The following is a 23,223-nucleotide window of genomic DNA, read 5'->3' on the forward strand; positions in this document are numbered from 1 at the left end:
CCGGGCTCATGCTACGGTGATCTCCTGTGATTCATGAATCCTCTGGGTATCCGTTGGTGTTGCGGTAATCTGGAATTTGTCCTCCTTCTGCAGATCTGTCGACAAGGTCATCGTGGGAATGCTGACCTGCCCGTTCGTCTTGACATCCGCATCGATAGTCGCCTTACCGTTCCCGAATGTAACGTGGGTTGCAACCTTCCCCCCCTCCTGAAGAGTGAAGGTCACCCGATTTACCCCCGGCTGCGCAACAACAGACTTTGTCGTATCGGCATAAGCAATTAACGGTTCTGAGACCGAGTAGGTTCGCTTACCTGCTGGCGGACTCCCCCACCATTCCGGATGCGTAAATTCCATTGCTTCGATAGGGCGGTACTCCCTCACGTTGAAATAGAGTGGAGGCAATGGACTCGTCATTCCTTCCGGGGTCGCCGTTATCGTGAACGGGCCCAACTTGCCCTTTTTGATCTGAAATGCCGGAAGCGGTACTTTCACCCACCCGGAACCGCTCTCTTGAACGCTTACGCTTGTCTGAGTAGGCATCGACGCATTGCTCGGGGTAACGAATCTCGCAATGTCATTGCTGTCGTCATCGATATCAAATTGAATCTTGGCGCCATGCGGTATCTTGCTATCACTGGTCTGCCCCGTTACATAGTAATCGGGCAGGAGTTGTGCATCGTATGTTTCCTCTGACTCGACCGCTTCCGCCAATGACAACGCTGTTCTGGCGGAGGAGCCGCTTGGACTGATGGCCCACTTGATTGCGTTGACGCTGAGCTTCACCTCCAATTTGTGCGCATCTTCTAAATCTCCCTCCGGGCGCAGGATCAATGTGGCAGTTAACGCCCCGTTGCCGGCCTTGATCCCGGTGATCGCACCGTGCTTTGTAGCGTTGAGTGGAATGCTGCCCGGCCCACTTGTCCACGTGTTATTCACCTCCAAGGCAATGCCATCCGCCGCCTGTGCCGGGTTAAATTCGAAAGAGATGGCATCAGGAACGCCGTCTCCGTTCGGTGCCAGCCAGACCTTAAGTCCGTCGCTATCAATTTCTCCTCTATACAAGGAGACCTGATCTTTGGATGCATACACCTCGGCCTCGTTTGTCGAGGCCGAGGTGACTTTCAATATAAAGTCTTTGTGCGCCGACGAGGCCACGAAGATTGTCAGTGTTCCCTCACCAATGACGCTGCCAGCAGTAATGGTGTCTGCACGGACAATGAACTTACCCGTACCAATCTTTTTCGTTTGGTCTACAGTGATGTCCACCATCGCGTGCAAATCTGACGACAGCGTTGCCCCGGTGCTACCGGCGTCAAGTTTGGCATGACCAGGAAGCGAAAAATTATCCGTCCCATCAGGAAGGTTCCTGATCGTGACATCAAACACCCATTGCTTATTCTTACCGCCCTGAGGCAGCGTCAATACCGCGGGACCGCTAATTTCAATATTGTCTGGTTCAGTGAGAAGGCTCACTGCCGTAATCAATACGCCACGACTGTGCAAACTACTATCAGATGCTTTAAAGGCCGTGTTTGGCCCGAAGAACATCAGGAAATACTTGCCGCCTTTATCCACAGAAAAGGTTAGTGTTTTTTCCGCCCATCCGAGCTGGCTCGTTTGGACGAAGGTTTGCACAGGAACTGCTGGCGAAACAAATTTATCAGTAGTCCAAATTAAGATCGAATACGCCTCTGGCCCACCAATCGTGATATTGGGTTTATCTTTCTCCGGGAAGCTGTCTGCGGCATCCTTCCAGGTCAGCGTATATTTTCTGCCAGCGACTAAATCGACGGGATAATACATGTTGGCTGGGGCATTCTTATTCGCATCCGTACTCCGGTCCACGACCCAAATACAATACCCAGCAGAATATGAATTGGCGATCGAATTGTTGGCGTTTTTCAGCCCGATATCGGCGTCCGTAAGAATCCTGCTCCCGTATGGACTATTATCATAATTGCCCTGCGCCCATTTTGTTTTTTCGGTAAGAGGTCCAAGCACCGGCACCGTGTAAGCGCCGTCCTTAAAGAGTGATTGATTTAGATAACTAAAGTCAGTCAGATCATCGTCCTTAGGAATCAGATTGCCAAAATTCGCAGTCAAGAGAGCCATTCCCGACTCCTTTCATTAGAAAATATTCATCAAGTACATCAACAATTGTCAGCCGTTTTTTTCGATCAAGCACAACCGAACCCGACAACGCAGTGGTGGAACGCCATGAACAGACCTTAGGATGAAAGAGACGCATCAGTCGGAATCGATGCGCATCCCTCCTGGAGAAGCCTGGTCGAAAATCAGGTGCACAATAGGCACAAGCGGTCGGTTTTTCAATGCCTCGTTAGTTCCATTTCCCTTCCCCTCAGTCACGTCCTTCAATGCCTGCTGCAAGTCTGCATGAGCCTTCTGCGATACATAGAAAAATGCCTCAATGTCCGGAATATCAGTGTCATCCCAAGGGGACAAAACCATTTCGTTATAAATTAGATACTTATTCCCCCCGGCGTTCACATCTACGACATTGGCAGCTTCCCAAGCCGAGGCACCAATGGCGGCATCGAACTGCGCTGTGTCGCGAACACTAAAGGAACATGTTTTCGTTCGATCTGTATAGTGCTTCAACTGATAAGCGATCAACCATTGAATTGAAGTTGCCTCGTCATCAAGCTTGAGCTCATGCTTGCAAGATCCCGGGTCAGCGAGGCTGCTCGCAGTCTGACTATTACTGCACTGGGAATGCAATACATCACGCCAGTCGTGTGCAGTTCCAGTATCGGCGTCTAATGAGTACAAACATTGAACTCGCTTTTTCAAGACGTCCGCAGAGGGCTTGAGGATGATGCCGAAGGCGTTATCCCACCCATAAAGAGCCCGAGACCCGGTGTCTGATCGCAAATAACTAAAAGAGACGGCTCCGCGCTCACGGGCAGCCGGAGATACCGTATAGGGATATGGCCCGCTGAACACCCGCACAATCAAACCTGAGCAATAGTATGCCGGTATCGCTTTGCCACCTTGGATGCAAGGGGAACGGTCATGCAAACGCGCATTCAGCTGATCAGCCATCTCCCCAGGATTGTCCTCCAATAACTCAGTGAATCCGTCCGTTTGGCTAAAAGCCAGCACAGGCAATACCACGCCCGAATTTTTCCAATCAGCACGCAGTTTACGGGCCTGCAACTGCTCCCCCCCATTCCCCTTTGGATAAATCAGCGCCATATTTGCAGGCACGTTTGCTTTTAGATCGGCAACCTGCCATTCGGGCATCGGAATTCCGGGTATGGCCTGCAACGATTTGCTGGCTTGGAGCGCAATGCTGAATTCACTATTTTGTGCGCTGAAAGAACACACATTGCCGGCATCGCGCCACTTCTTCCAGCTCTCATACGTTAAGTCTCCCGACACACTCAACACGCATGATGACGGATCGGCATCACCGGCATGGCTGTCACGCTCATCGGACCAACATCCATGCGAGGAGCGGACTGCCCATGCATTAGGCCCTTCCGGCAAAACACACCAAGCCTGTATAACAGGGCGCCCCTGGAGTTGCGGTCCGGCAGGAAGTGTGAACGCCAGTGCAGTGTGACTCAGCGGCGAAGCCACTGTCATGGTCGTGTCCTTGCGTAAAAAGGCCGCGTCCTTGCTGATCACCGTTTCGTTATCGACGATCCGGGCCAGTACACCCGAACACCATAGGGCGGCGGATGGATCCTTGCCACAAGCGGTGACGGTGGACTGCTGATACGCCGCATTCAGTGACTTAGCCACCTCCGCTCCCGTCGCAGCCCATCCCCTCCCTACCAACATCGAACTCAGCAACGCAACAACAATCATCGCCACCACTCTGAACCCACGGCGACCAAGATCCTGCCTTATAGAAAAAAGCGAATTCATGGTTATCTCTCCTCTCTCCTGTCACACGTCAGATCGGAAACCAGCACCGACATCCTTCCATGAAAAGAGTAAAACCCGCTGAGCTTGCTGCCGTCAAGCGTGACACACATGATCACCGGAGATTTGGGCCGAGTCTTATATAGAAAAGCAGGCACTACTCCTTATTATGGAAACCTCATTACGAAAATCAAGAAAATACGTCATTTCCGATTGTGATATTTATTCATGTTATCTCGTGCAAAATTGCTTGCCGTGGGCGTCGTCGTGGTAGCTCATTCTTCGTCGCCACTGATAGAACACCGCTGCCCCTTGGTGGAGGATCTTCATTTATCCAGAACCCGGATCGTCTCCCTATCGTCTCCCGAACTTTCGTGGTTCGGATGGGTTAATGACGACGATGGTAATGATGAGCATGCTCGGACATTTGTTGATGCCACGTACATACCGGGATCCTCGCCTTACGCGAATGGACATTCTTCTGTTGGCCCGGTTTCTTGCCGATATAAATCGGAATATGGAAGTTTTCTCTTATACGAAAAAACATCTCCTGAAACAAAAGTCATACTCCGAAATAATGATGCTCGATGGATCAAACGATCTGCGAACAAGGGGGCCGCTTTCATTTGCAACGGTCCTTCGGTTGATGCCTGCAAATTCTTCACCACCGATGCCGGCTCTTCTTTGTCTGTGCAATAAACAGCTTGCCGGCTCTCTTTGGCAATTATTATTTTTGCAATATCGCTTTTCACTATGTCACTCGCCAGATCAGTCAGGTAACTGGTTCTGCGCGGCGCGGCAAACACTATGAACAAAAAACCAATTAAGCAAAATTCTTCTCCAAGCGTATTCAAGACCGCCTTGGTCGCGCTTCTGACTACCGTTGTGGTCTGCTCGGTTTCGGCAGGAATGTATTTGTATTACTGCGTTATCCCCAACCTTCCTTCGCTGGATGTCATTGACAATTACGCGCCTCAAATCCCATTAAGGGTCTATACCGCCGATAAAGTATTGATCGGCGAGTTCGGCGAAGAACACCGACGTTATATGTCTCTGACGGAGATACCCGTAATGATGAAAAACGCTCTGTTGGCAATTGAGGATTCGCGCTTCTATGAGCACAGCGGAATTGATTGGTTTCGCGTCGCTGGTGCGGCACTCTCTCATCTTCATGGTAGACACCAGGGCGGCTCCACCATCACCATGCAGTTGGCCAGGAATTTCTTTTTGAAAAGTGAGCAGTCAATATCTCGCAAAATTGGCGAGGCGCTGCTGGCATATAAGATTGAATCCACTTTCAGTAAGGACAAGATTCTCGAAGTCTATATGAATCAAATTTATCTTGGGGAGCGCTCATTTGGATTTGAAGCTGCCGCCGAGACTTATTTTGGCAAATCGCTAAAAGATCTTTCGATAGCGCAAACTGCAATGCTGGCGGGCCTTCCGCAAAGTCCCGGAAGCCATAATCCCATCGCAAATTTTAAGCGTGCCAAACTAAGGCAGAAAGTCGTACTGAGAAGAATGTATGAGCTTGGCCATATAACCGAGAAGCAATACCAGGACGCTATCAAAGAGGCAGATTTAATCAAAGAACATCCGAATCAGAGAATCGACATGCATTCGGCATATGTTGCCGAATTTGTGCGCCAAATGTTGTATGCCCAATACAAGGATCATGCTTACACTCAGGGGTTTATCGTCATCACGACGGTACATAAATCTAGCCAGGATGCGGCTTACAATGCGATCAGGCGAAACACGTTGATTTACGATCATCGCCGTGGTTATCGCGGCCCGGAATCTTTCGTGGAGATACCGCCCGACGCGGTCGAAGCCGATGACACTATTCAAGACGCGCTTGATGATCGTCCTGATTGCGATGACTTTATACCGGCAGTCGTATTGGCGGCATCCGAGAATCGCGTGCAACTACGAAATGCTCATGGTGAGGACATCATCATCGGCAACTCCGGCTTGAAATTCGTTGCTGCCGCGCTCCGCCCCTCAGCCTCTGCCAAACTAAGGATTCATCGAGGCTCAATAGTACGTATTGCCAAACGCGATTCCGAGCAATGGGAGATTACGCAGCTCCCTCTCGTTGCATCTGCGTTCGTGTCCTTGGAGGCCAATACCGGAGCGATACAGTCGATGATTGGCGGTTTCGATTTCTCGGTTCAGAAGATGAATCACGTTACTCAGGCATGGCGCCAGCCCGGCTCCGTTATCAAACCATTTTTTTATTCTGCAGCACTCGAAGCAGGCTTTTCTCCATCAACGATCATTGACGATACCCCGCTGACCATACAGGCATCCGAGACAAATTACAAAGCTTGGTCACCACAAAATCACGACGGGAAATTTGAGGGACCAATTTCCATGCGCCGAGCATTAGCTCGATCGAGAAATGTAGCCTCGGTGCGCCTATTGAAATCCATGACGATCCCCTATGCACGTACCTATCTGGAACGTTTTAGTTTCGATTCTTCCAAGCAGCCTAACAACCTGACAATTGCACTGGGAACCGGGCAGGTTACACCGTTGCAAATCGCGAGTGGATTCGCAACATTCGCCAATGGTGGCCTGCAAATTCAACCGTTTATGATTTCGCGGATTACAGACATGTCGGGAAAAGTTTTTTTCGAAAGGAAGGATACCCCCCTCCCTCGCGTCCTTGATCCACGAAATGCATTCATCATCGACAGCATTCTGAGAGATGTCACTCAATCAGGGACTGCAACACGCGCTAGTTTGCAATTGAAGCGAAATGATCTGGCCGGCAAAACGGGCACCACAAGCAATGCTTTCGATGGCTGGTATGCCGGTTATGGCGGTGGCTTGGTCGGCGTAGCTTGGATGGGATATGACACCCCCCGCACCCTAGGACAACATGAGTATGGTGCCAGTGTCGCACTGCCAATATGGATTGACTACATGAAAACCGCGTTACTGGATCGCCCGATATCGCTCCCACCAACGCCAGATGGTTTGCTAATCGCTAACGGTGACTGGATGTATCAAGAGTATCTGTTGAATGGTGAGCCGCATCTGCAGTACGACACTTCACCCCCATGAGAAACATGTGCTCCAGACAGATGTTTCAATGCGTGTCTGCGCAGTCGCTCTAGAGAAATTCCTGATTGATCCGCCTCAAAAAAATATCTTGTGTATTCATGACAAGAATGCACCAGCCATTGCCGCAAGAAACAGATATGCGGAATCCGCGCCAAGCCAACAGTTACCACGACAACTTTTCGGCCCAGCCCCTGACTTTGCAGAAGCACAGACATCAGCAAATTTTCCCGTCACTGCGAGCCGCGCCATTTTGTAGGTGTATTTGACTTGAGATCCCCACTGCACAGGCTCAGAGCGAAAAAGCGTCTTCGCGTCGCCGGCGCCAAAGGTATGCCTTTTTCGGCGTCCCCACTGCTATCCAGACAGTTGCCGGAATGGCGATCAAAATTGGTCCTGTTTTTGTTTTTCTCTGCATTTGTACTTTTGGCATTACGGGGACTATGGCTGCAAAGCATCGCAAGTCATTTTCTGCAAGAGCAAGGCGCCATTCACTATGAGAGAACGATAGATTTTCCGTCCACCAGAGGAAAAATTGTCGATCGGAATGGTGAGATCCTGGCCGCATCAATTCCCGTAAAATCAGTATGGGCGATACCTGGCGACACTCGAAGCTCTCCTGCGTGGAAATTAAAACGACTCGCGCAACTACTCGACCTCACTGAGGAGGAAATGCGGAGGAAACTGAGTTCAGATCGCAACTTCGTCTATTTGAAGCACCAAGTGACACCAGACAGAAGCAAAGAAATTCAGCATCTGCATATCACTGGGCTCTTTACTAGTGATGAGTTCAAACGATTTTACCCAGAAGGCGAAGCCATTGCGCACGTCATCGGCTTTACCAATGCACAAGATGCAGGGCAAGATGGTCTTGAATTGGCCTACCAGAGCTCTCTCGTCGGAAAGCCCGGCATTCATCACATTATCAGGGACCGCTTAGGGCAGTTGGCCGAAGACGTCGAGCCAATGGTTCGACCAAAAGACGGAGAGGATCTGGTTTTATCCTTGGACAGGAATATTCAACACGTGGTTTTTTCTGAATTACAAGCCACCATAGAAAAATTTGAAGCTAAGGCTGGATCTGCGATTGTCCTAGATTCCGAAACAGGAGAGATACTTGCACTGGCCAATTATCCTTCCTATGATCCGAATAACCGCGGTGCACTAGCCGGAAATGCACTACGAAACCGGGCGATTATTGATACATTCGAGCCAGGATCGACATTCAAGCCATTTACTCTTTCCCTGGCACTAGACACAGAACTCGTCACGCCTGAAACAGTGGTTTCTACTTCGCCCGGGAAAATGGCCATTGGCAAATGGGTAATACATGACTCAAGCGTCCATGGCAATTTGACCGTCGCCGAAGTCATTCAAAAGTCATCGAATATTGGTACTGCCAAAATTGCCTTAAAAATGCCTGCCCAACAGATATGGGAAGAGCTGGTTAAATTTGGATTTGGACAAAGACCTGACATTGAGTTTCCCGGTGTTGCGGCGGGACGCGTACGTCCATATGAGTCTTGGACGCCAATAGAACAAGCAACGATCAGCTATGGCCACGGGGTTTCTGTTTCATTATTGCAGCTTGCACACGCCTATATGGTTTTCGCGCGCAATGGCGATCAAATTCCCATTTCATTTCGAAAAATACGACAGCCGCCGCCACGCCAACAAATAGTTTCCCCAAAAACAGCGGCGCAAATGAGACAGATGTTGGAAGCAGTAGTTAGCTCACATGGAACTGCAACGAAAGCTCAACTACTGAATTACAGAGCAGGAGGGAAAACTGGAACTTCGTACAAAATCGAAAAAGGGAAATATGTGAAAAAGTACATCAGCTCATTTGTTGGCATTGCGCCCATATCCCACCCTCGGATCGTAACGGCAATCATGATTGACGAACCCACTACCGGCAGTCACTTTGGAGGATCTGTCGCAGCCCCCCTATTCTCAAAAATAACAGCCTACACATTGCACGCGCTGGGAGTTGCCCCTGATTCGACAATCGAATCTGCGCAATCGAACTAATGCCTCGACTATTCCCCCATACATTTATAAAAAAAGCTTCAGGCACATTCTGATTGCAAGCTTTTATTTCACTCAAAAAATTAAGCCGCATCTTATATAAGTGATCATCATGACTACTGGGGCACCACTACGCACTCGCAGATACGCCTAAGTACTTTGTCGTTGATTCCAATATCCATATTTACGGCAAGTCTTATTTACTGCGCCGTTACCCTTCAGTATATTTGCGATGCATGACCGGCAGAAAAGTCTTGGACGCTATTTCCCAGTTTTTAATATGGCGTCGAAGAAATATCGCCACAGCTTTTTTGTATTTTTCTAGCAAATACTTTCGTTGGATGCGACAGTATTTTTCAAGCATACGAAAACCATTTCTCTGATCATCTTGTTCTACGCTAGCTGATGCATTTGGAGTCAAGAGATGCAGGACATCCGCCCCAATGGAAGAAAGGTCGACAATGTTGCTACACTATATTTATCTGGTGGCCATTACGGCTGAAGCTTCATCCGGTGCTATCGCAGGCATGCGCCGAGAGATGGATTTATTCGGCCTTTGCCTCGTCGGATCCATTACTGCTCTGGGAGGCGGAACTGTCCGGGATATTCTCTTGGGCCACTATCCATTAGGTTGGGTTGCTCATCCCCAGTACTTGATATTTACTATCGGTGCAGCAATCATTTCCTCGCTAGCCGCACAAACTGTGCATCGTTTCAACATGGTCTTTTTAATCGTTGACGCCCTGGGCTTGGTCACTTTCACGATCATTGGCTGCGACATTGCCAGAACATACGAACACATGCACCCCAGTATCGTCATTGCGTTCGGCATGATCACGGGGATATTTGGCGGGCTCTTGCGGGACATTCTTTGCAACGAAATACCTCTTGTACTAAGGCGTGAGCTCTATGCAAGTATTTCATTAATTACTGGCTGCATATATCTTGGCCTGTTACAGACCAATGTGGATATATCTATATCTGTTCTCGCATCCATTTCCATCGGTTTCTTACTTCGAATACTTGCAATATATTTGCATTGGGAACTTCCAAAATTTCAGAGGTTCTGACACCTCATAAGACAACTTGCCGCCATGAATTCTCCCCACGGACAGGCTGTCGCGTACGATAGCCATCTATTGCTTTCAATACCAGTAGGAACGTGAACCCGGGCGAAGGGTAAAGCCAGTCAATGCTTGAACGAGATCATCAGCGCGCTGATGATGTGACTGCAGCAGCAAACGGCGCCATGAAGCGAACACCGCCGGACTTTTGAAGTCCAAGCATTTTCAGCGCGGCTTCTTAGCAACTGGGATCGCGATCTCTCGCTCTATATGGTAAAGCGCACATACGATTAGAACCAGAGCCATGCACAGCAATAATTTGAGATAGATGACGAGATAGTATTTGCACTATAAATATTCCTGCATCAATAACAAAACCATCTACTGCTCGAAGCATCGCAAATGCCTGTGAAATAGGTCTGCGCTCACAAAACAGCACACATCAAGGAAGTACCCCATGCCAAACATACTTCAAGAAAATGCTGTCTCACTATCGCTTTCGAATGGCCCCCGCAGGTCATGGAAGACGAGACACCAAACGCCCTGTCATACGATCGCACCGCTCGCATCAACCCAGAGGTCGCCGAACAGTTGCACACGAGCTCCTCCTTGCTAGCGCCCCTACGTCTGGAGTTGTTTGATAACCATGACTACTCGTTGGCCGTTGTAGGCTACCCCGGGGCGGGCAAGCAGCGCTTTGTCGTGAGTCCGCAGAAGAACGGTGAAGTGCACATCATATACTTGTCGTCCTTATTGTGAATTATTCAACTTCACTGGCCTACCCCCCTGCGATGTCCATGGGGTATCTCCATAAATATTTATTCTCAAAATAAGCTGCTATGAATGATTGTGTCCTGGGGTTTAACGGCGAACGATTAGACCCCATCAGTAGTATGTCTCATCTGGGAAACGGTTATCGTGCCTACAATCCGGTATTGATGCGGTTTCATTGCCCAGACGACCTGAGTCCATTTGGTAACGGAGGGATTAATCCCTATGTATATTGTGTAGGAGACCCGGTTAACAGAGCTGACCCATCCGGCCATATGAGCGATGGCGCCCTCTTTGGCCTGATTGCTGGCGCCATCGTCGGGGTCGCCCTCGGGGTTGCTACTGGTGGCTTATCCCTACCCGCAACAATTGCTGTGCTCACCCCTCTTACAGTTGTAACGGATATCACGATTACAGCAGGAGCCATGGCCATTGACCATCAGAGTATAAGTGACATGAGCGGGGAAAGCTGGGCGGCACTTGTTACTGGGTCTGTGCTGGCTGTCGTAGGCGGGGAAATTGCTGGCAGAGGCTTCAGTGCGCTTAAGGGAATGAGTAATCGGCCATTTGGTGGGCTGATGATGGAAGCTGGAACCGCTTCCTCAGCGCAACGGATAGCCGTCGGAAAGAATTTATACCTCTTCAGAAATACTGATTCCAATGCTACAAGGCTAGTTATACGCGCTCACGGAGCTTATCTTCCTCGCGATAAATTTGAACTGCAAACCACAGCTTTACACTTTTACTCCCGACATGGGGACAATCTTCTTTCATACACAGGTGACAATGCTAGTTACGGCTCTTCTCGATTATTAACCGTTTTAAAAGGGGATAAAAGAGTTATAGAAACTTACAGTTCAGGCGACGTTATAGAAGACTACACGCTATCAAAAGCTCAGGGAAATCATCAGCTATTTATGACTGAGCACAGAATTGTTGGTCCGCAAGGTTTGGGAGCCGGACAACATGAGGACCAACCATATTTTGAAACGTATGCCAGTATTATGCGTGATTTGAACGAAGCAAGAGAACATCCAAGGTATGCAAATGAAAACAGAGATGTTTTAACAATCAGAAATCGATTTAATAAAAAAAGCATCAGATTAAGTGAAGTATTGCGTCAGTTACAGGCACATGGATACAACTATTCATCCATAGATGGTTATTTTTGCCGTGGTCGATATGAAGGGACATAGCTGGAAAGAATATGCGCTATCAAAGCTTTGACATCAAATATAGGACTTCTAGCGGGTCCTAATTAAAAAAGAGACCCGGTTCGGCCGGGCCTCTTCTTATTATCGACACACTCACTTAAACCGTGAGGAGTGACCTTCTTATCATGGTTGCGTGGGTGGGATTGCCAGCCCCAGTTGCCTTAATTCGTCACGTCCCACCAAAAAATAGGACGAAAATGTCCCAGCCCGCGTCTGCGTCATGTTAGCGGGTGGAATCTGATAGGCCATGTCCCCCGTCGTACTCATGCCCGGCAGCATGTTTCGCCGCATCTGTTGACCTGCGGACATATCTACCTCTCCGTTTGGCATCACTGTGATCTGATTTCGAGGGCCCTGATACCAGACAAAATCGCTTCGGACGCGGTAGAAGTTGCCATTCGCCCCCCGCATCAGCACCATCACCGCCGAGGTAGTTTCGACCACACGGGCGGTGCGGGGATTAAGGTTGCCGACCAGATGCTGATAAAGCTCCGGTTCAAACGGTGTATCCGTCACCTTAACAGTGCGCGAACTCAAAACGGACCGGTCGTTTACATATTCTTTATTGCTACCTGCCGCATCTAGATAAGTGAATCCACCGGGATGACCGCCCGCGTCATTACCACTCTCATAATGTTCGAAGCGCGCAGGTACATATACTTCGCCACGGAAGGACACTTCAGAACTGAAACCATCACTAAGCGCCCGACTCGTTTCTGCATACGTGCCGTGCATCATGCCATACCCCCTCTTTACCAGCGGGAATAGCCCATGGGCGAGTCCGACCATCCCGGTCGCCATCGAGAACCAGCCCAACGCTGCCAAAGCGCTAGGCGGGGAGTCCTCTACCGCCCCACTGGCGATGGCCGTAACATCCGACACCATACCCGCCCCGCCCACGGCGAGTGATGTCATCGAAGCCGAATCGATGGCTACCATCACGCCGCCGGCAGCCGCGATCGAAGCCCCTGCCGTGAAGACGGACAGTGCCAGACTGAACGCGCCAAGGCCTATCCCCAGCCATGCTTGCCAGCTTAAATGTCCGGAAGGATCCGTGTGATTAACCGGGTCGCCGGCACAGTAGGTATACGGATTAATACCGCCCGCCCCGAACGGACTCCAATCGTCCGGGCAGTTGAAGCGCATCAACACCGGGTTGTAGGCCCGATAACCATTGCCCAGGTGATAGGCGCCGCTTACCGGATCCAGCCGCTCGCCGTTATAGTCCAACAGACTGCTCAGCATTGCTTGACTCTCGCTTTCTGAAGTTGAACTTCTATTTCCCCGGCCATATAGGTGAGTCGCTGCAGCGCGTCGCAATCCAACGTTAGCGTCCAATGCCGAGCTCGCTTCATCCCATTGTCGTTTTATATAGTAGATAGGTTAATTCATTTCCGCCAGTGACATCGCGACTTAAATCAATTCCGAGAATGTTGATATCCATGACAAACCTCCCCATCTACATTGGATGAAACGCTAGTTTCGTCCTAGTGGTAGTGTCGGGTCCAGCTCATTTGCGCACTCACGTAGCCGGCCTGAAATTTGCGCCAAGTCTTATTTGAGAAGGCTGTCATTCCGATTACATTCTTACTAGGGGCAGGCTCCTACGGAATATCGCATATCTTTCACGCCCTATACAGTCAGCTCTGTATGAAAGGTATCCATTCGAGATCGAAATAGGAACTGAGAAGAGAATTCATGTCGGATAAAAACACCTTCGTCACGTTGCTTGTCAATAAACTCAACGAGAATCGGGACAGTATTCAGCAGCAATGGCAGCACCCTCAAGGCACGACGACCAAACACTTCATCATCGACAATCTGTTGCCGCCGGATTTGTGCAACAGCATCTATCAGGCCTTCCCGAAAAATGGCGACGGCTTCTTCAGTCGCGAATCATTTCGCGAGAGGAAAAGAACGTCCGCCAATCTGGATACGCACGAACAGATCCTGGCGGACATTACTTACGCTTTTCAGGATTCGCAGATCGTTGATCTGGTCTCCGACATCGTCGGCCTGACGAAAATCGAACCCGATCCAAAGTTGTACGCCGGCGGCTTATCGATGATGTTCGAAGGCGACTATCTGAATCCGCATCTTGACAATAGTCATGACGCCAATCGGGAGCGATATCGCCGCCTGAACCTGCTCTATTACGTGTCGCCTGACTGGGCGCTGGAAAATGGCGGGAATTTCGAGCTGTGGAATGAAGACAGAACCGTCCCCAAGACCTTGACATCGCACTTCAATCGTCTGGTCGTGATGGAAACGAACAAGCTCAGCTGGCACTCGGTCAGCCCGGTCAAAGCCAACCGCCCGCGCTGCTGCGTGTCCAATTATTATTTCTCTGCCATCTCGCCCGACGAGTCGGACTATTTCCACGTCACGTCATTTTCCGGCCGTCCGGAAGAAAAGCTGAAACGACTGATCGGCGTATTTGACAACCGCTTGCGCAATTTCGTGTCGAAGACGCTGAAGATCGGCCGCGGCAAGCATCTGGTCAACAAGAAAAAAGACTGAATCTTCCTCATGGTGACGCCGGCCGATCGCCACTGATCGATTGCGATCAGGCTTTCGCTGATCGCAATCGTTTACGCCATCCCCAGGCGCGACCGGAACATGGCGCCATCAAGGCTGTACCGATGCGGCATTTCTGTTTTTCAGGAAATTGGCGCGGACATAGGCAAGCTCGTCCGCGACGGTTTCCCGCGTCACATAGTGCGCAATGCCCGGCTCGCTCAGTTGCTTTGACATGATGCGATACAGGTGCGGGGCGACACTGCCGATGTAGTGCGACGTCTCGTAGTAATTGCAATTATTGCGCGTGATGTCTGAATAGACGCCAAAATTCCAGTAGGGACCAATCGCCGCGAGTCTCTGAAGAAAATAGCCATAGTCGTCCACGCTAAGACGATCCAGGAACTTGTGATGATACGGGGTGACGTAGAGCTTGACCCGGACGCCGCGCCGGTCAGCATCTTGCACAAGCAGCGCCAGATCCGCCAGGCTCTGATCAATCATTTGCCTTTTCTCTGCCGACGGTTCTTCTGCCACGACAGGCGCAAAAAACGATGCGTTTTTTTGCGTGTAGGCAGCACAATTCGTGGCCAGCTCCTGATCACGCTTGGGATAGTAGTAGTTTCCTCCCGACAGCGGCATCTTCAACTCCCCTTTTCTCTTGCCATTGTTGTCGAGCTTGAATTCCATCGCCTGATACGGCAAGAGAAACAGGTACTGCGCAAGGAATCCCGCGGTGCTGTCGCCCAACACTTCCGGATGGGTCCAGTATTGATAATTGGCTTTGGTCAGGCCGACACTATCCGGCCAATCGACCTGGACGTAGAACGTCTTTAACTGAGGCTGCGTCTTCAGCAGCCACCGGCCATGCACCAGATTGTCCGTCTGATTTCCCGACGATACATAGAAGTTGTAAATGTGCGTTCCGGGGAGGACGGCTTCGATGTCTGCCGGAACGGTGGTCCCCATTCTCGAACCGCCAAACAGAAAGGTGTCGAACGTCTTGTTTTTCTTCAGCAATTCGATCTTGAGATAACGCTCTTGCGTCGCGCCTACGTCGGGAAACAAATGCGTCTGAAATATCTCATACGGATCCAGAAAAAAATTGGCGGCAGACAGCAATGCCACCGGCAACAGCCCGACGAGAAAGAAAATGCGTAGATACGAGACGAACACGGCGCACCTTAAAATTGGAAGTACAGAAATTCCGAAACACTGGCCATTTTTGTTACGCAGAGTGCGAACACCAAACCCCACAGCAGCGCATTGATCCTGGTGGGAGTCCAGCGCAGACGATGGCCGCCATTCATATATTCCTGTGTATTGGGCAGTAGCCACAATATGCATGCAGCGGACGCCATCAGCATGGCAAAGCGCTTCACGCCCAGGTCGAAGGGTGCAAAGAATTCTCGCGACTGCACGGCAGCCAGCTTGATTGCCGCCGGATCGACATGATATCCCCCCGGCCAATGCAGCATGTCGCCCAACATGCTGAAAGCCGCATGAATGCTGCTTGAGCGGAATATGACCCAGGCCACGACCACGGCAAGAAATGTGACGATGCCGCCCATCATGCTGCGACCATCGCCTGCGGCAAAGCCCATCTTTTTCGCGAGCGCACGCCAGGCATGATTGACCAGCAAATAAAATCCATGCAACGTGCCCCAGAGCACGAATGTCCAATTCGCGCCGTGCCACAATCCGCCGAGGACCATGGTCGCCATCAAATTGACGTACATGCGGAGTTTTCCGTGCCGGTTTCCGCCCAAAGGAATATAGAGATAGTCCTTCAGAAACTGCGACAACGTCATATGCCAGCGGCGCCAAAAATCGATGATGCTGTCGGCCTTGTAAGGCGAATTGAAGTTGATCGGCAAGCGTACGCCGAACAACAGCGACAGACCGATTGCCATGTCGGAGTAGCCGGAAAAGTCGAAATACAGCTGTATGGTATAGGCCAGCGCGCCAATCCAGGCAGCGAAGAAGTGCAAATGCACGCCATGCTCTGCACCGGCAAACACGGGGCTGGCATAGGCAGAGAAGCTATCGGCAAGAAGCACCTTCTTGGCCAGGCCGATCGTGAAGATAGTCAATCCGGCGGCGACGTCATGCGCATTGATTTTGTAGATCGCCGGTGACGCGAACTGCGGCATCATTTGCTTGTGATGCAGAACCGGCCCGGCGATCAGATGCGGGAAATAGGTCACAAACAAGAGATAGTGAACGAAGTTGTACTCGCGTGCGATACCGCGCGAAGTATCGACCAGGAAGGCAATCTGCGTGAATGTATAGAATGAAATCCCGAGCGGCAGAACGATGTCCGTCAGCGCCAGTGATTCTCCGGCCAGGGAGTTGGCGGTCGCAATGAAGAAGTTGCTGTATTTAAAGACGCCCAGCAGCAGCAGATTGGCGGCAACGGCAATGGTCAGCAATACTTTCCCGCGCTGGCGCTGGCGGGAAATTGCATAGCCCATGGCGTAATTGAAACTGATCGATGCCAGAAGAAGAAAAGTGAATTTGGGGTTCCACCATCCGTAAAAAAACAGCGACGCGAGGACAAGCCATCCGGCGGCAACCCCACGACCGATTTTTGCAAGGGTAAAAAAACCGATGAATGTTATCGGTAAAAAAAGAAACAGGAATTCGTAGGAATTGAACAGCACGGCGGTATTGCTTCCCTCTGGGCTCCGGCAGTGCGATACGACCGCACCGGATATCGTTATGAATGAGTTGGGCGGCAGCCCGAATCAGCTATGCAGTTTGTAGCCGGAAAACATGCGAGGATAGCGGCGAATCATGCGCGCCAATGCAGTATCGGCTCCGGCCTTGATGACCGGCTTGGACGTTTCCGCACCAAAGCAACTGTTACTGAACTGGAATTGCAGTATCAGGCGATGCCCCTCCCTGATATGCTGCCCTTTATGCAGGCCGCGTGTGTCTTCTATCAGGATGGTGCCCTGGGGCGCGGTAAATTCACGAATGTTCCGTGCCGGATAATTGCGCTCGATGTCTTCATCCTGAAGACGGACGTAGCCTCTCTCCAGCAGCGCATCCGGAATGCCGCCGCTGCGATGGGAGCCGGATACAAAATAGTGCGGCCCGTTGTTTTTGCCGACATCGGTCAGATAAATGAACACCTTCAGCCACTTGATGCGATCCATATCGAAGTGATACATCTGCGCCGCCTCGCCGTCGGGCTTGTCCGTATAAGCCGTGCTCCACCACATCGAGAGCATGTCGGCAATCGGCTGGCTGCGGAAATAGGATTGCGCAATGGAGATCAGCGTCGGATCAATGAGCAGCGCCTGCACTTCCGGGTTGCCCAGTATCGCTTCCTTTTCAAAATCATAGATGACTGCACGCGGATTCGCGGCGTCATAGAGTGCAGTCTGATGCACATGCCGTTGACCATCCGTTTGACGCAAAACGGCTTCCTGCGTCAAGGCAAAATGCATCAGCCGGTCGCACAGTTCCGCGGGCAAACGCTGATCCAAAATGACGTAACCGTTCTGGTCCAGCTCCGCCGTCAACGCTTTCAGCTGCGCCTCCGGCAACGGGGACAGCACCGTCGATTCGAATTCGATTTTCCTGGGCGGGAAAAACAGCGACAACACTCGGCTCATCCAGTCATTGCTCCGTCCGGAGGTCGCACAAAAAGAAGCGATGTGGACATTTCCCGTCCACGCCGGCATTTTTCCGGAAAGGCCGTACCGGCAAAATGCCACAAGCAGCAGCAACGCATTTTTCAGTTGACGGATGGTCCGTTTGATTTTCTTGAGCATGCTATGCCTGTCCTCCATTGATTTCTCATCATTATAAGCATCCGACGATGCCGTCTTGCACAAAGCGGCTGTCGCCGGGGAACGTTCAGCGAATCAAAGGCGCGAGCAATGCCATCGTGCGTACCGTCGCGCCTTGATATTTCCTGGCGAAAGCAATCGCGCTTGTGCCCATCGCACGGCGTGCATCCTCGTTTTGCAGCAGCGCTGCGGCACACGCGAGCATCTCTCCCGCCGATTGAACACGCATGGCAGCGCCGCTTGCCGTCGCATCCTCGCTGACGGTCTGGAAGTTGAAGGTGTGCATGCCGATCAGGACCGGTTTGCCGAGCGCGCAGGCTTCGATCAGATTCTGTCCTCCCAGCGGCAGCAGGCTGCCGCCGATGAACGCCAGGTCGCATGCAGCGTAGTAAGCAAACATCTCGCCCATGGAGTCGCCCAATACGATCTGCACATCGCCGGCAGGCGGCGTCGCCGCGAATGCCGAGCGCCGCTGCACGGCAAAGCCGCGCGCGCGGATCAGCGACTCGACTGCGTCGAAGCGTTGCGGATGGCGCGGCACGATGATCGTCAGGAATGCGCGATGATCGATGGCCGCAAGCGCATCCAGGATCAATTCCTCTTCGCCCTCGCGCGTGCTCGCGCACAGCAACACCGGGCGCGCGCCAAAACCGGCGCGCCATTGTTCGCCCAGGGCGACTGCCTCGGCCGGCGCCTCGACGTCGAACTTGATGCTGCCGGTCACATGCACACTGCGCGCGCCGAACAGGCGCAGGCGCTCGGCGTCGGCTTCCGACTGCGCAGCGACGCAATCGATGTTCGCTGCGGCTTCCAGCAAAATCGCGCCGAAGCGTTGGCCGCGTCGCAGCGAGCGCGCCGACAAACGGGCGTTGGCCAGTACCACCGGCACCTGGTGAAGACGGCACTGACGCACCATGTTCGGCCAGACTTCGGTTTCCATCAGGATGCTGATCCGCGGTTTGAAATGGCGCAAGAAACGCGCGCACATCCAGCCGGTGTCGTAAGGAAAGAAACTTTGCACCACGCGCTCGCCATGATGCGCGAACAGTTGCCGGCCGGTGACGCGGCCGGTGGCGGTCATGTGCGTCAGCAAGACCGTGTGGCGAGGATAGGCGTGCAGCAGTGCTTCGATCAGAGGTTGCGCAGCGCGCGTCTCGCCGACCGACACCGCGTGGACCCATAATATTGGCGGCACAGTGCGATCGCGGAACTGGCCATAAAAGCCCAGACGCTCGCCGATATGCCGGCGATAGCCCGGCTCCTTGCGGCCGCGACGCCACAGGCGCAACAGCACAAAGGGCAAACCCACCCACCACAACGCGGAATAGAGCAGTCGCATCAAACCAGCCGGCGTCCGGTCAGTTTGCTCAGGATCGCGAGCGGACTTGCCGAGGGGTCGTATTGTCTGTCGGCCGGCAGATGCAGCGTCTGTTCCAGCATGTACTGGCCAGACATGACGGCGTGCGAAGCCTGGTCCGAGAAGCACACCCACACGGAACCTGCGGCAAACGGCATGGTGACCTGGCCGGCGCTTTCCTGATAAGCCATGTCGCCTTTCATGCCGTCATGCAGTTGCAGCATCAGGTGGTCGTATTCGCTGCGATAGGATTTGGTGATGTGCAAGGCCTTCATCACGCTGGCTTGCCAGGGTACATAGGGTTTGGCGCGCGGCAGGAACTTCCTGGCCACGGTTTCGAACGGTTCGCCGACGCGCCAGACGCGCGGCACTCCATCGGGATTGACGTTGCAGAACACGCGCAGGATGCGCTCTCCGTAATTGGGGCGCGAGGGGAAAGCGTCGACATGCAGGCGACGGTCGTCGGCGCGCCAGGATTGCGCCCGTGTTTCAACCTTGGCCGGACGATAGCTGGTGGGCGCCAGCCGCAGGGCGCCTTGATACTTTGGCAACAGCGAATAGACCAAGGACTGCGCCTGCTCGCGAAAGCGCCCTATCATCAGCGCCAGCGCCAGTTGCGTGGCGGTGTCGCCGAGCGCGCCCTTCAGATGGCCGCTGGCGGCCAGGCTGATGTTGCGCACCTTGGGGTCGCGTATGGTCGGCGTGAGCAGCGTTTGCTCTTCCGGCAACAAGACAAACGGCAGGTGCGGAAAATACAGCACCTTGCCTGCTTCCAGGCCGGCGATCCAGTCCTGGTTCGGCGCGGCGACATGCCAGTCGGCGATGTCGATTTCTATGATTTGCGATTCCATCTCGATATTATGCCTCGTTGTTCAGGCGACGACGCCGCTACTGACGCTGCCATCATCCGGCGCCGCAGCCTGGACAGACAATACCGCATCAATCGCAGCCAGTACTTGCGCTACGTCAGGAGCAGCGCCGGTATCGCCCACATTGGCCACGCGCGGCGACCAGTTGCCCTCGGTCTTCCAGCGCGGCGAATCGCAATAAATCTCCACCGTCGGGCGGCAGTAGGCCGCGGCGATGTGCGTCAGGCCGGTGTCGAGCCCGACCACCAGCGCCGCATTCTGCACCAGCAGCACGGCCTCCATCAACGGCAGCGCCGGCAAGACGGTGGCGCGCGGCATGCGCGCAGCCAGGCTTTCCGCAGCCGCTTTTTCTTTGGCGCTGCCCCACGGCAACAACACCGGCAAACCCTTGTCGCTCAAGGCCTGAGCGACGGCGACCCAATGTTCGGCCGGCCACTGCTTGGCGGCGCGCGCGGTGCCGTGAAAGAACACGGCGTAAGGCTGTGGCGGCAACCAGGCCGGCGGCGCCGCAAAAACCGGTGCCTGCAAACCGAAATCAGCCGCCGTATCGGGCTGGTAAGCCAGCGCCGCCGCGGCAACGTCGCGCGCGCGCATGACCGCATGGGTATGCAAGCCGACGGCGACGCTTTGCGTATGGAATATTCTGGAGATCGGTTCGTAGCCCGATCCTTCGGTGGCATTGGCCAGTCCGACCCGTTTGCCGCCCGGCGCCAGGCGCGCCAGGCGCATGACCACGCTGGTTTTCAGCAAGCCCTGGGTGTCGAACACGACGTCGTAGGCTTCGTGCCGCAGTTGCCGGTAAAAAACCGCAATTTCAGCACGCGTGGCCGCGTTGCCCAGGCTTTTGCGCCAGCGTCGCAACGCGATCGGGATGATGTCGCGCACCAGCGGATTGAGCCGCACCAGGCTGGTATAGGCCTCTTCCACCACCCAATCGATGTTGGCATCCGGATAATGCCGCCGGATATCGGCGACCATCGGCATGTTGTGCACCACGTCACCCAAGGATGAAACGCGGACGATCAGGATATTCAAGGCTAACCCACTATTCTTTGTCTGTGGGCCAGCATCTTACCTCTTTCAAAACGGCAAGGCTACCGCCGGCCTGGCCGCCAGGATGACGCGCCTGAATTCTTCCTGGATGCGCGCCAGCGCTTGCGGCGTTTCCGCCTCGAAGCGCAACACCACCACCGGCGTGGTATTGGAAGAGCGCATCAGGCCGAAACCGTCGGCATATTCGATACGCAGGCCGTCGATGGTGATGATCTGCTCGGCGCCCGGAAACTTTGCATCCTTTTGCAATTGATCGATCAGCGCGAAGTTCTCGCCCTCTTGCAGCTTCAGTTGCAACTCGGGCGTGCTGGTCGATTGCGGCAAGGCGTTCAGCACGGCCGACGGATCGGCTTCGCGGCTCATCAGTTCGAGCAGGCGGGCGCCGGCATACAAGCCGTCGTCGAAACCATACCAGCGATCCTTGAAGAACACGTGGCCGCTCATCTCGCCGCCCAGCGGGGCGCCGGTTTCACGCATCTTGGCCTTGACCAGCGAGTGACCGGTCTTCCACATCAGCGGCAGACCGCCGCGTGCGCCGATCCACGGCGCCAGATGACGCGTGCATTTGACGTCGTACAGGATTTCGCGCCCCGGATGGCGCGTCAGCACGTCGGCGGCGAACAGCATCAACTGGCGGTCCGGATAGATGATCTGGCCGTCCTTGGTGACCACGCCGAGGCGATCGCCGTCGCCGTCGAATGCCAGGCCGATTTCGTCGTCGCTCTGTCGCAGGCTGGCGATCAGATCCTGCAGGTTTTCCGGATGCGCCGGATCGGGATGATGATTGGGAAACGTGCCGTCGACTTCGCAAAACAATTCAGTCACTTCGCAGCCGAGCGCGCGATACAACTCGCCGGCAAAGGCCCCGGCCACGCCGTTGCCGCAGTCGACCGCGATCTTCATCGGCCGCGCCAGCTTGATGTCGCCGACGATGCGGGCGATGTATTCCTTGCGGATGTCATGAGTACGATAGCTGCCGGCGCCGCTGATGAATTGATTTTTCACAATAGCCTGGTACAGCGCCTGGATCGCATCACCGTAAATCGCTTCGCCGTCCAGCACCATCTTGAAACCGTTGTAGTCAGGCGGATTGTGGCTGCCGGTGACCATGACGCCGGATTGCGTGCCCAGAACATGCGTGCCGAAATACACCATCGGCGTTGCGACCACACCCAGGTCGACCACGTCAATGCCAACGGATTGCAGGCCTTCGGCCAGTGCCGCCGTCAATTCGGGGCCGGACAAGCGACCGTCGCGGCCGATCACGACCGCTGTCTGCCCCTTGGCCAGCGCAGCGCTGCCGAAGGCCCGGCCGATTTGACGCGCGACATCGGCATTGAGCGTCTGGCCGACGATGCCGCGGATGTCGTAAGCCTTGAAAATGGAAGATGCGATGGAAGACGCAATGACGGTCATGAATTGATTCTCTTGTTGTTGACGCAAACGCAGGATGGAACTAGAACTCATTTCATAAATGGGCGTGAGTGCGAGCTTGCCCTGTTTGGGATGAAGTGCAAGGCGCGAATCGGGGTCAAGACTGGGCGTCTTGACCCCGATTCGTAACGCGACAATTCGCCCAAACAGGCCGCT

Annotated in this window: 16 protein-coding genes and 1 pseudogene; 7 read left to right on the top strand and 10 right to left on the bottom strand. The window is 53.2% G+C overall.

Annotated elements, in window-relative coordinates; translation table 11 throughout:
* Nucleotides 1-6 precede the first annotated feature (6 nt).
* Together PMI16_RS12815 and PMI16_RS12820 are read right to left on the bottom strand one after the other, a co-directional pair.
* Entirely contained in the window at nt 7-2,112 is a 2,106-nt protein-coding gene (locus PMI16_RS12815) for a hypothetical protein (RefSeq protein ID WP_007880106.1), read from the bottom strand.
* 135 nt (nt 2,113-2,247) lie between these two features.
* Nucleotides 2,248-3,894 (bottom strand): hypothetical protein, encoded by a 1,647-nt coding sequence (locus PMI16_RS12820; protein ID WP_007880109.1) that lies wholly within the window; start codon nt 3,892-3,894, stop codon nt 2,248-2,250.
* A gap of 225 nt (nt 3,895-4,119) precedes the next feature.
* Between PMI16_RS12820 and PMI16_RS26790 the strand changes: the two genes are divergently transcribed.
* The 6 genes and pseudogenes from PMI16_RS26790 to PMI16_RS25325 all read left to right on the top strand — a co-directional run bounded on the left by PMI16_RS26790 (nt 4,120) and on the right by PMI16_RS25325 (nt 12,019).
* Nucleotides 4,120-4,590, top strand: a complete 471-nt coding sequence (locus tag PMI16_RS26790; RefSeq protein WP_081493413.1) for a DUF3757 domain-containing protein — start codon at nt 4,120-4,122, stop codon at nt 4,588-4,590.
* Nucleotides 4,591-4,698: 108 nt separating this feature from the next.
* Nucleotides 4,699-6,963 carry a penicillin-binding protein 1A gene (locus tag PMI16_RS12825; RefSeq protein WP_051994647.1) on the top strand — a complete coding sequence of 755 codons (2,265 nt, stop codon included), beginning with the start codon at nt 4,699-4,701 and terminating at the stop codon, nt 6,961-6,963.
* A 330-nt stretch (nt 6,964-7,293) separates the two neighbouring features.
* Nucleotides 7,294-8,991, top strand: coding sequence for a peptidoglycan D,D-transpeptidase FtsI family protein (locus PMI16_RS25320; protein WP_081493414.1), 1,698 nt, complete (start codon nt 7,294-7,296; stop codon nt 8,989-8,991).
* Nucleotides 8,992-9,449: 458 nt separating this feature from the next.
* Nucleotides 9,450-10,058, top strand: coding sequence for a trimeric intracellular cation channel family protein (locus tag PMI16_RS12835; RefSeq protein ID WP_034380380.1), 609 nt, complete (start codon nt 9,450-9,452; stop codon nt 10,056-10,058).
* An 833-nt stretch (nt 10,059-10,891) separates the two neighbouring features.
* A pseudogene (locus PMI16_RS26795) lies at nt 10,892-11,086 on the top strand (RHS repeat-associated core domain-containing protein); the annotation flags it as partial.
* Between the two features lie 12 nt (nt 11,087-11,098).
* Complete coding sequence (locus tag PMI16_RS25325) at nt 11,099-12,019, top strand: putative adhesin (protein ID WP_443134890.1); 921 nt, start codon at nt 11,099-11,101, stop codon at nt 12,017-12,019.
* Nucleotides 12,020-12,160: 141 nt separating this feature from the next.
* On the opposite strand, the gene PMI16_RS12845 is transcribed toward PMI16_RS25325, so the two are convergent.
* A complete protein-coding gene (locus PMI16_RS12845; RefSeq protein ID WP_337469835.1) occupies nt 12,161-13,375 on the bottom strand; it encodes an RHS repeat-associated core domain-containing protein in 1,215 nt (404 codons plus the stop codon).
* Between the two features lie 360 nt (nt 13,376-13,735).
* On the opposite strand from PMI16_RS12845, the gene PMI16_RS12850 reads away from it, so the two are divergent.
* Nucleotides 13,736-14,557, top strand: coding sequence for a 2OG-Fe(II) oxygenase (locus tag PMI16_RS12850; protein ID WP_007880125.1), 822 nt, complete (start codon nt 13,736-13,738; stop codon nt 14,555-14,557).
* Between the two features lie 108 nt (nt 14,558-14,665).
* On the opposite strand, the gene PMI16_RS12855 is transcribed toward PMI16_RS12850, so the two are convergent.
* From PMI16_RS12855 to PMI16_RS12885, 7 genes are all read right to left on the bottom strand, one after another.
* The gene (locus PMI16_RS12855) at nt 14,666-15,730 is read right to left on the bottom strand and encodes a hypothetical protein (RefSeq protein ID WP_007880127.1); all 1,065 of its coding nucleotides are present in this window, start codon (nt 15,728-15,730) and stop codon (nt 14,666-14,668) included.
* Nucleotides 15,731-15,738: 8 nt separating this feature from the next.
* Complete coding sequence (locus PMI16_RS12860) at nt 15,739-17,217, bottom strand: MBOAT family O-acyltransferase (RefSeq protein ID WP_034380361.1); 1,479 nt, start codon at nt 17,215-17,217, stop codon at nt 15,739-15,741.
* A gap of 84 nt (nt 17,218-17,301) precedes the next feature.
* Nucleotides 17,302-18,336 (bottom strand): phytanoyl-CoA dioxygenase family protein, encoded by a 1,035-nt coding sequence (locus tag PMI16_RS12865; RefSeq protein WP_007880131.1) that lies wholly within the window; start codon nt 18,334-18,336, stop codon nt 17,302-17,304.
* 85 nt (nt 18,337-18,421) lie between these two features.
* A complete protein-coding gene (gene waaA, locus PMI16_RS12870) occupies nt 18,422-19,693 on the bottom strand; it encodes a lipid IV(A) 3-deoxy-D-manno-octulosonic acid transferase (protein WP_007880132.1) in 1,272 nt (423 codons plus the stop codon).
* Nucleotides 19,693-20,562, bottom strand: coding sequence for a Kdo hydroxylase family protein (locus PMI16_RS12875; protein ID WP_007880133.1), 870 nt, complete (start codon nt 20,560-20,562; stop codon nt 19,693-19,695). The genes waaA and PMI16_RS12875 overlap by 1 nt, the downstream gene beginning before the upstream one ends.
* 21 nt (nt 20,563-20,583) lie before the next feature.
* Nucleotides 20,584-21,615: a lipopolysaccharide heptosyltransferase I gene (gene waaC, locus PMI16_RS12880; protein WP_007880140.1), complete on the bottom strand. Its 1,032-nt coding sequence runs from the start codon at nt 21,613-21,615 to the stop codon at nt 20,584-20,586.
* A 45-nt stretch (nt 21,616-21,660) separates the two neighbouring features.
* Complete coding sequence (locus tag PMI16_RS12885) at nt 21,661-23,049, bottom strand: phosphomannomutase/phosphoglucomutase (protein WP_034380382.1); 1,389 nt, start codon at nt 23,047-23,049, stop codon at nt 21,661-21,663.
* Nucleotides 23,050-23,223 lie beyond the last annotated feature (174 nt).

This window comes from Herbaspirillum sp. CF444, from assembly GCF_000282135.1.
GTDB lineage: Bacteria > Pseudomonadota > Gammaproteobacteria > Burkholderiales > Burkholderiaceae_D > Herbaspirillum.

Excerpts from the sequence above, each read along its gene's own strand:
- PMI16_RS25325 (WP_443134890.1), top strand. The coding sequence starts at position 11,099 with ATGAGCGATGGCGCCCTCTTTGGCCTGATTGCTGGCGCCATCGTCGGG.
- PMI16_RS12885 (WP_034380382.1), bottom strand. The coding sequence starts at position 23,049 with ATGACCGTCATTGCGTCTTCCATCGCATCTTCCATTTTCAAGGCTTAC.
- PMI16_RS12865 (WP_007880131.1), bottom strand. The coding sequence starts at position 18,336 with ATGCTCAAGAAAATCAAACGGACCATCCGTCAACTGAAAAATGCGTTG.
- PMI16_RS12815 (WP_007880106.1), bottom strand. The coding sequence starts at position 2,112 with ATGGCTCTCTTGACTGCGAATTTTGGCAATCTGATTCCTAAGGACGAT.
- PMI16_RS25320 (WP_081493414.1), top strand. The coding sequence starts at position 7,294 with ATGCCTTTTTCGGCGTCCCCACTGCTATCCAGACAGTTGCCGGAATGG.
- PMI16_RS12835 (WP_034380380.1), top strand. The coding sequence starts at position 9,450 with ATGTTGCTACACTATATTTATCTGGTGGCCATTACGGCTGAAGCTTCA.
- PMI16_RS12875 (WP_007880133.1), bottom strand. The coding sequence starts at position 20,562 with ATGGAATCGCAAATCATAGAAATCGACATCGCCGACTGGCATGTCGCC.
- PMI16_RS12850 (WP_007880125.1), top strand. The coding sequence starts at position 13,736 with ATGTCGGATAAAAACACCTTCGTCACGTTGCTTGTCAATAAACTCAAC.
- PMI16_RS12820 (WP_007880109.1), bottom strand. The coding sequence starts at position 3,894 with ATGAATTCGCTTTTTTCTATAAGGCAGGATCTTGGTCGCCGTGGGTTC.
- PMI16_RS26790 (WP_081493413.1), top strand. The coding sequence starts at position 4,120 with ATGTTATCTCGTGCAAAATTGCTTGCCGTGGGCGTCGTCGTGGTAGCT.
- PMI16_RS12825 (WP_051994647.1), top strand. The coding sequence starts at position 4,699 with ATGAACAAAAAACCAATTAAGCAAAATTCTTCTCCAAGCGTATTCAAG.
- waaA (WP_007880132.1), bottom strand. The coding sequence starts at position 19,693 with ATGCGACTGCTCTATTCCGCGTTGTGGTGGGTGGGTTTGCCCTTTGTG.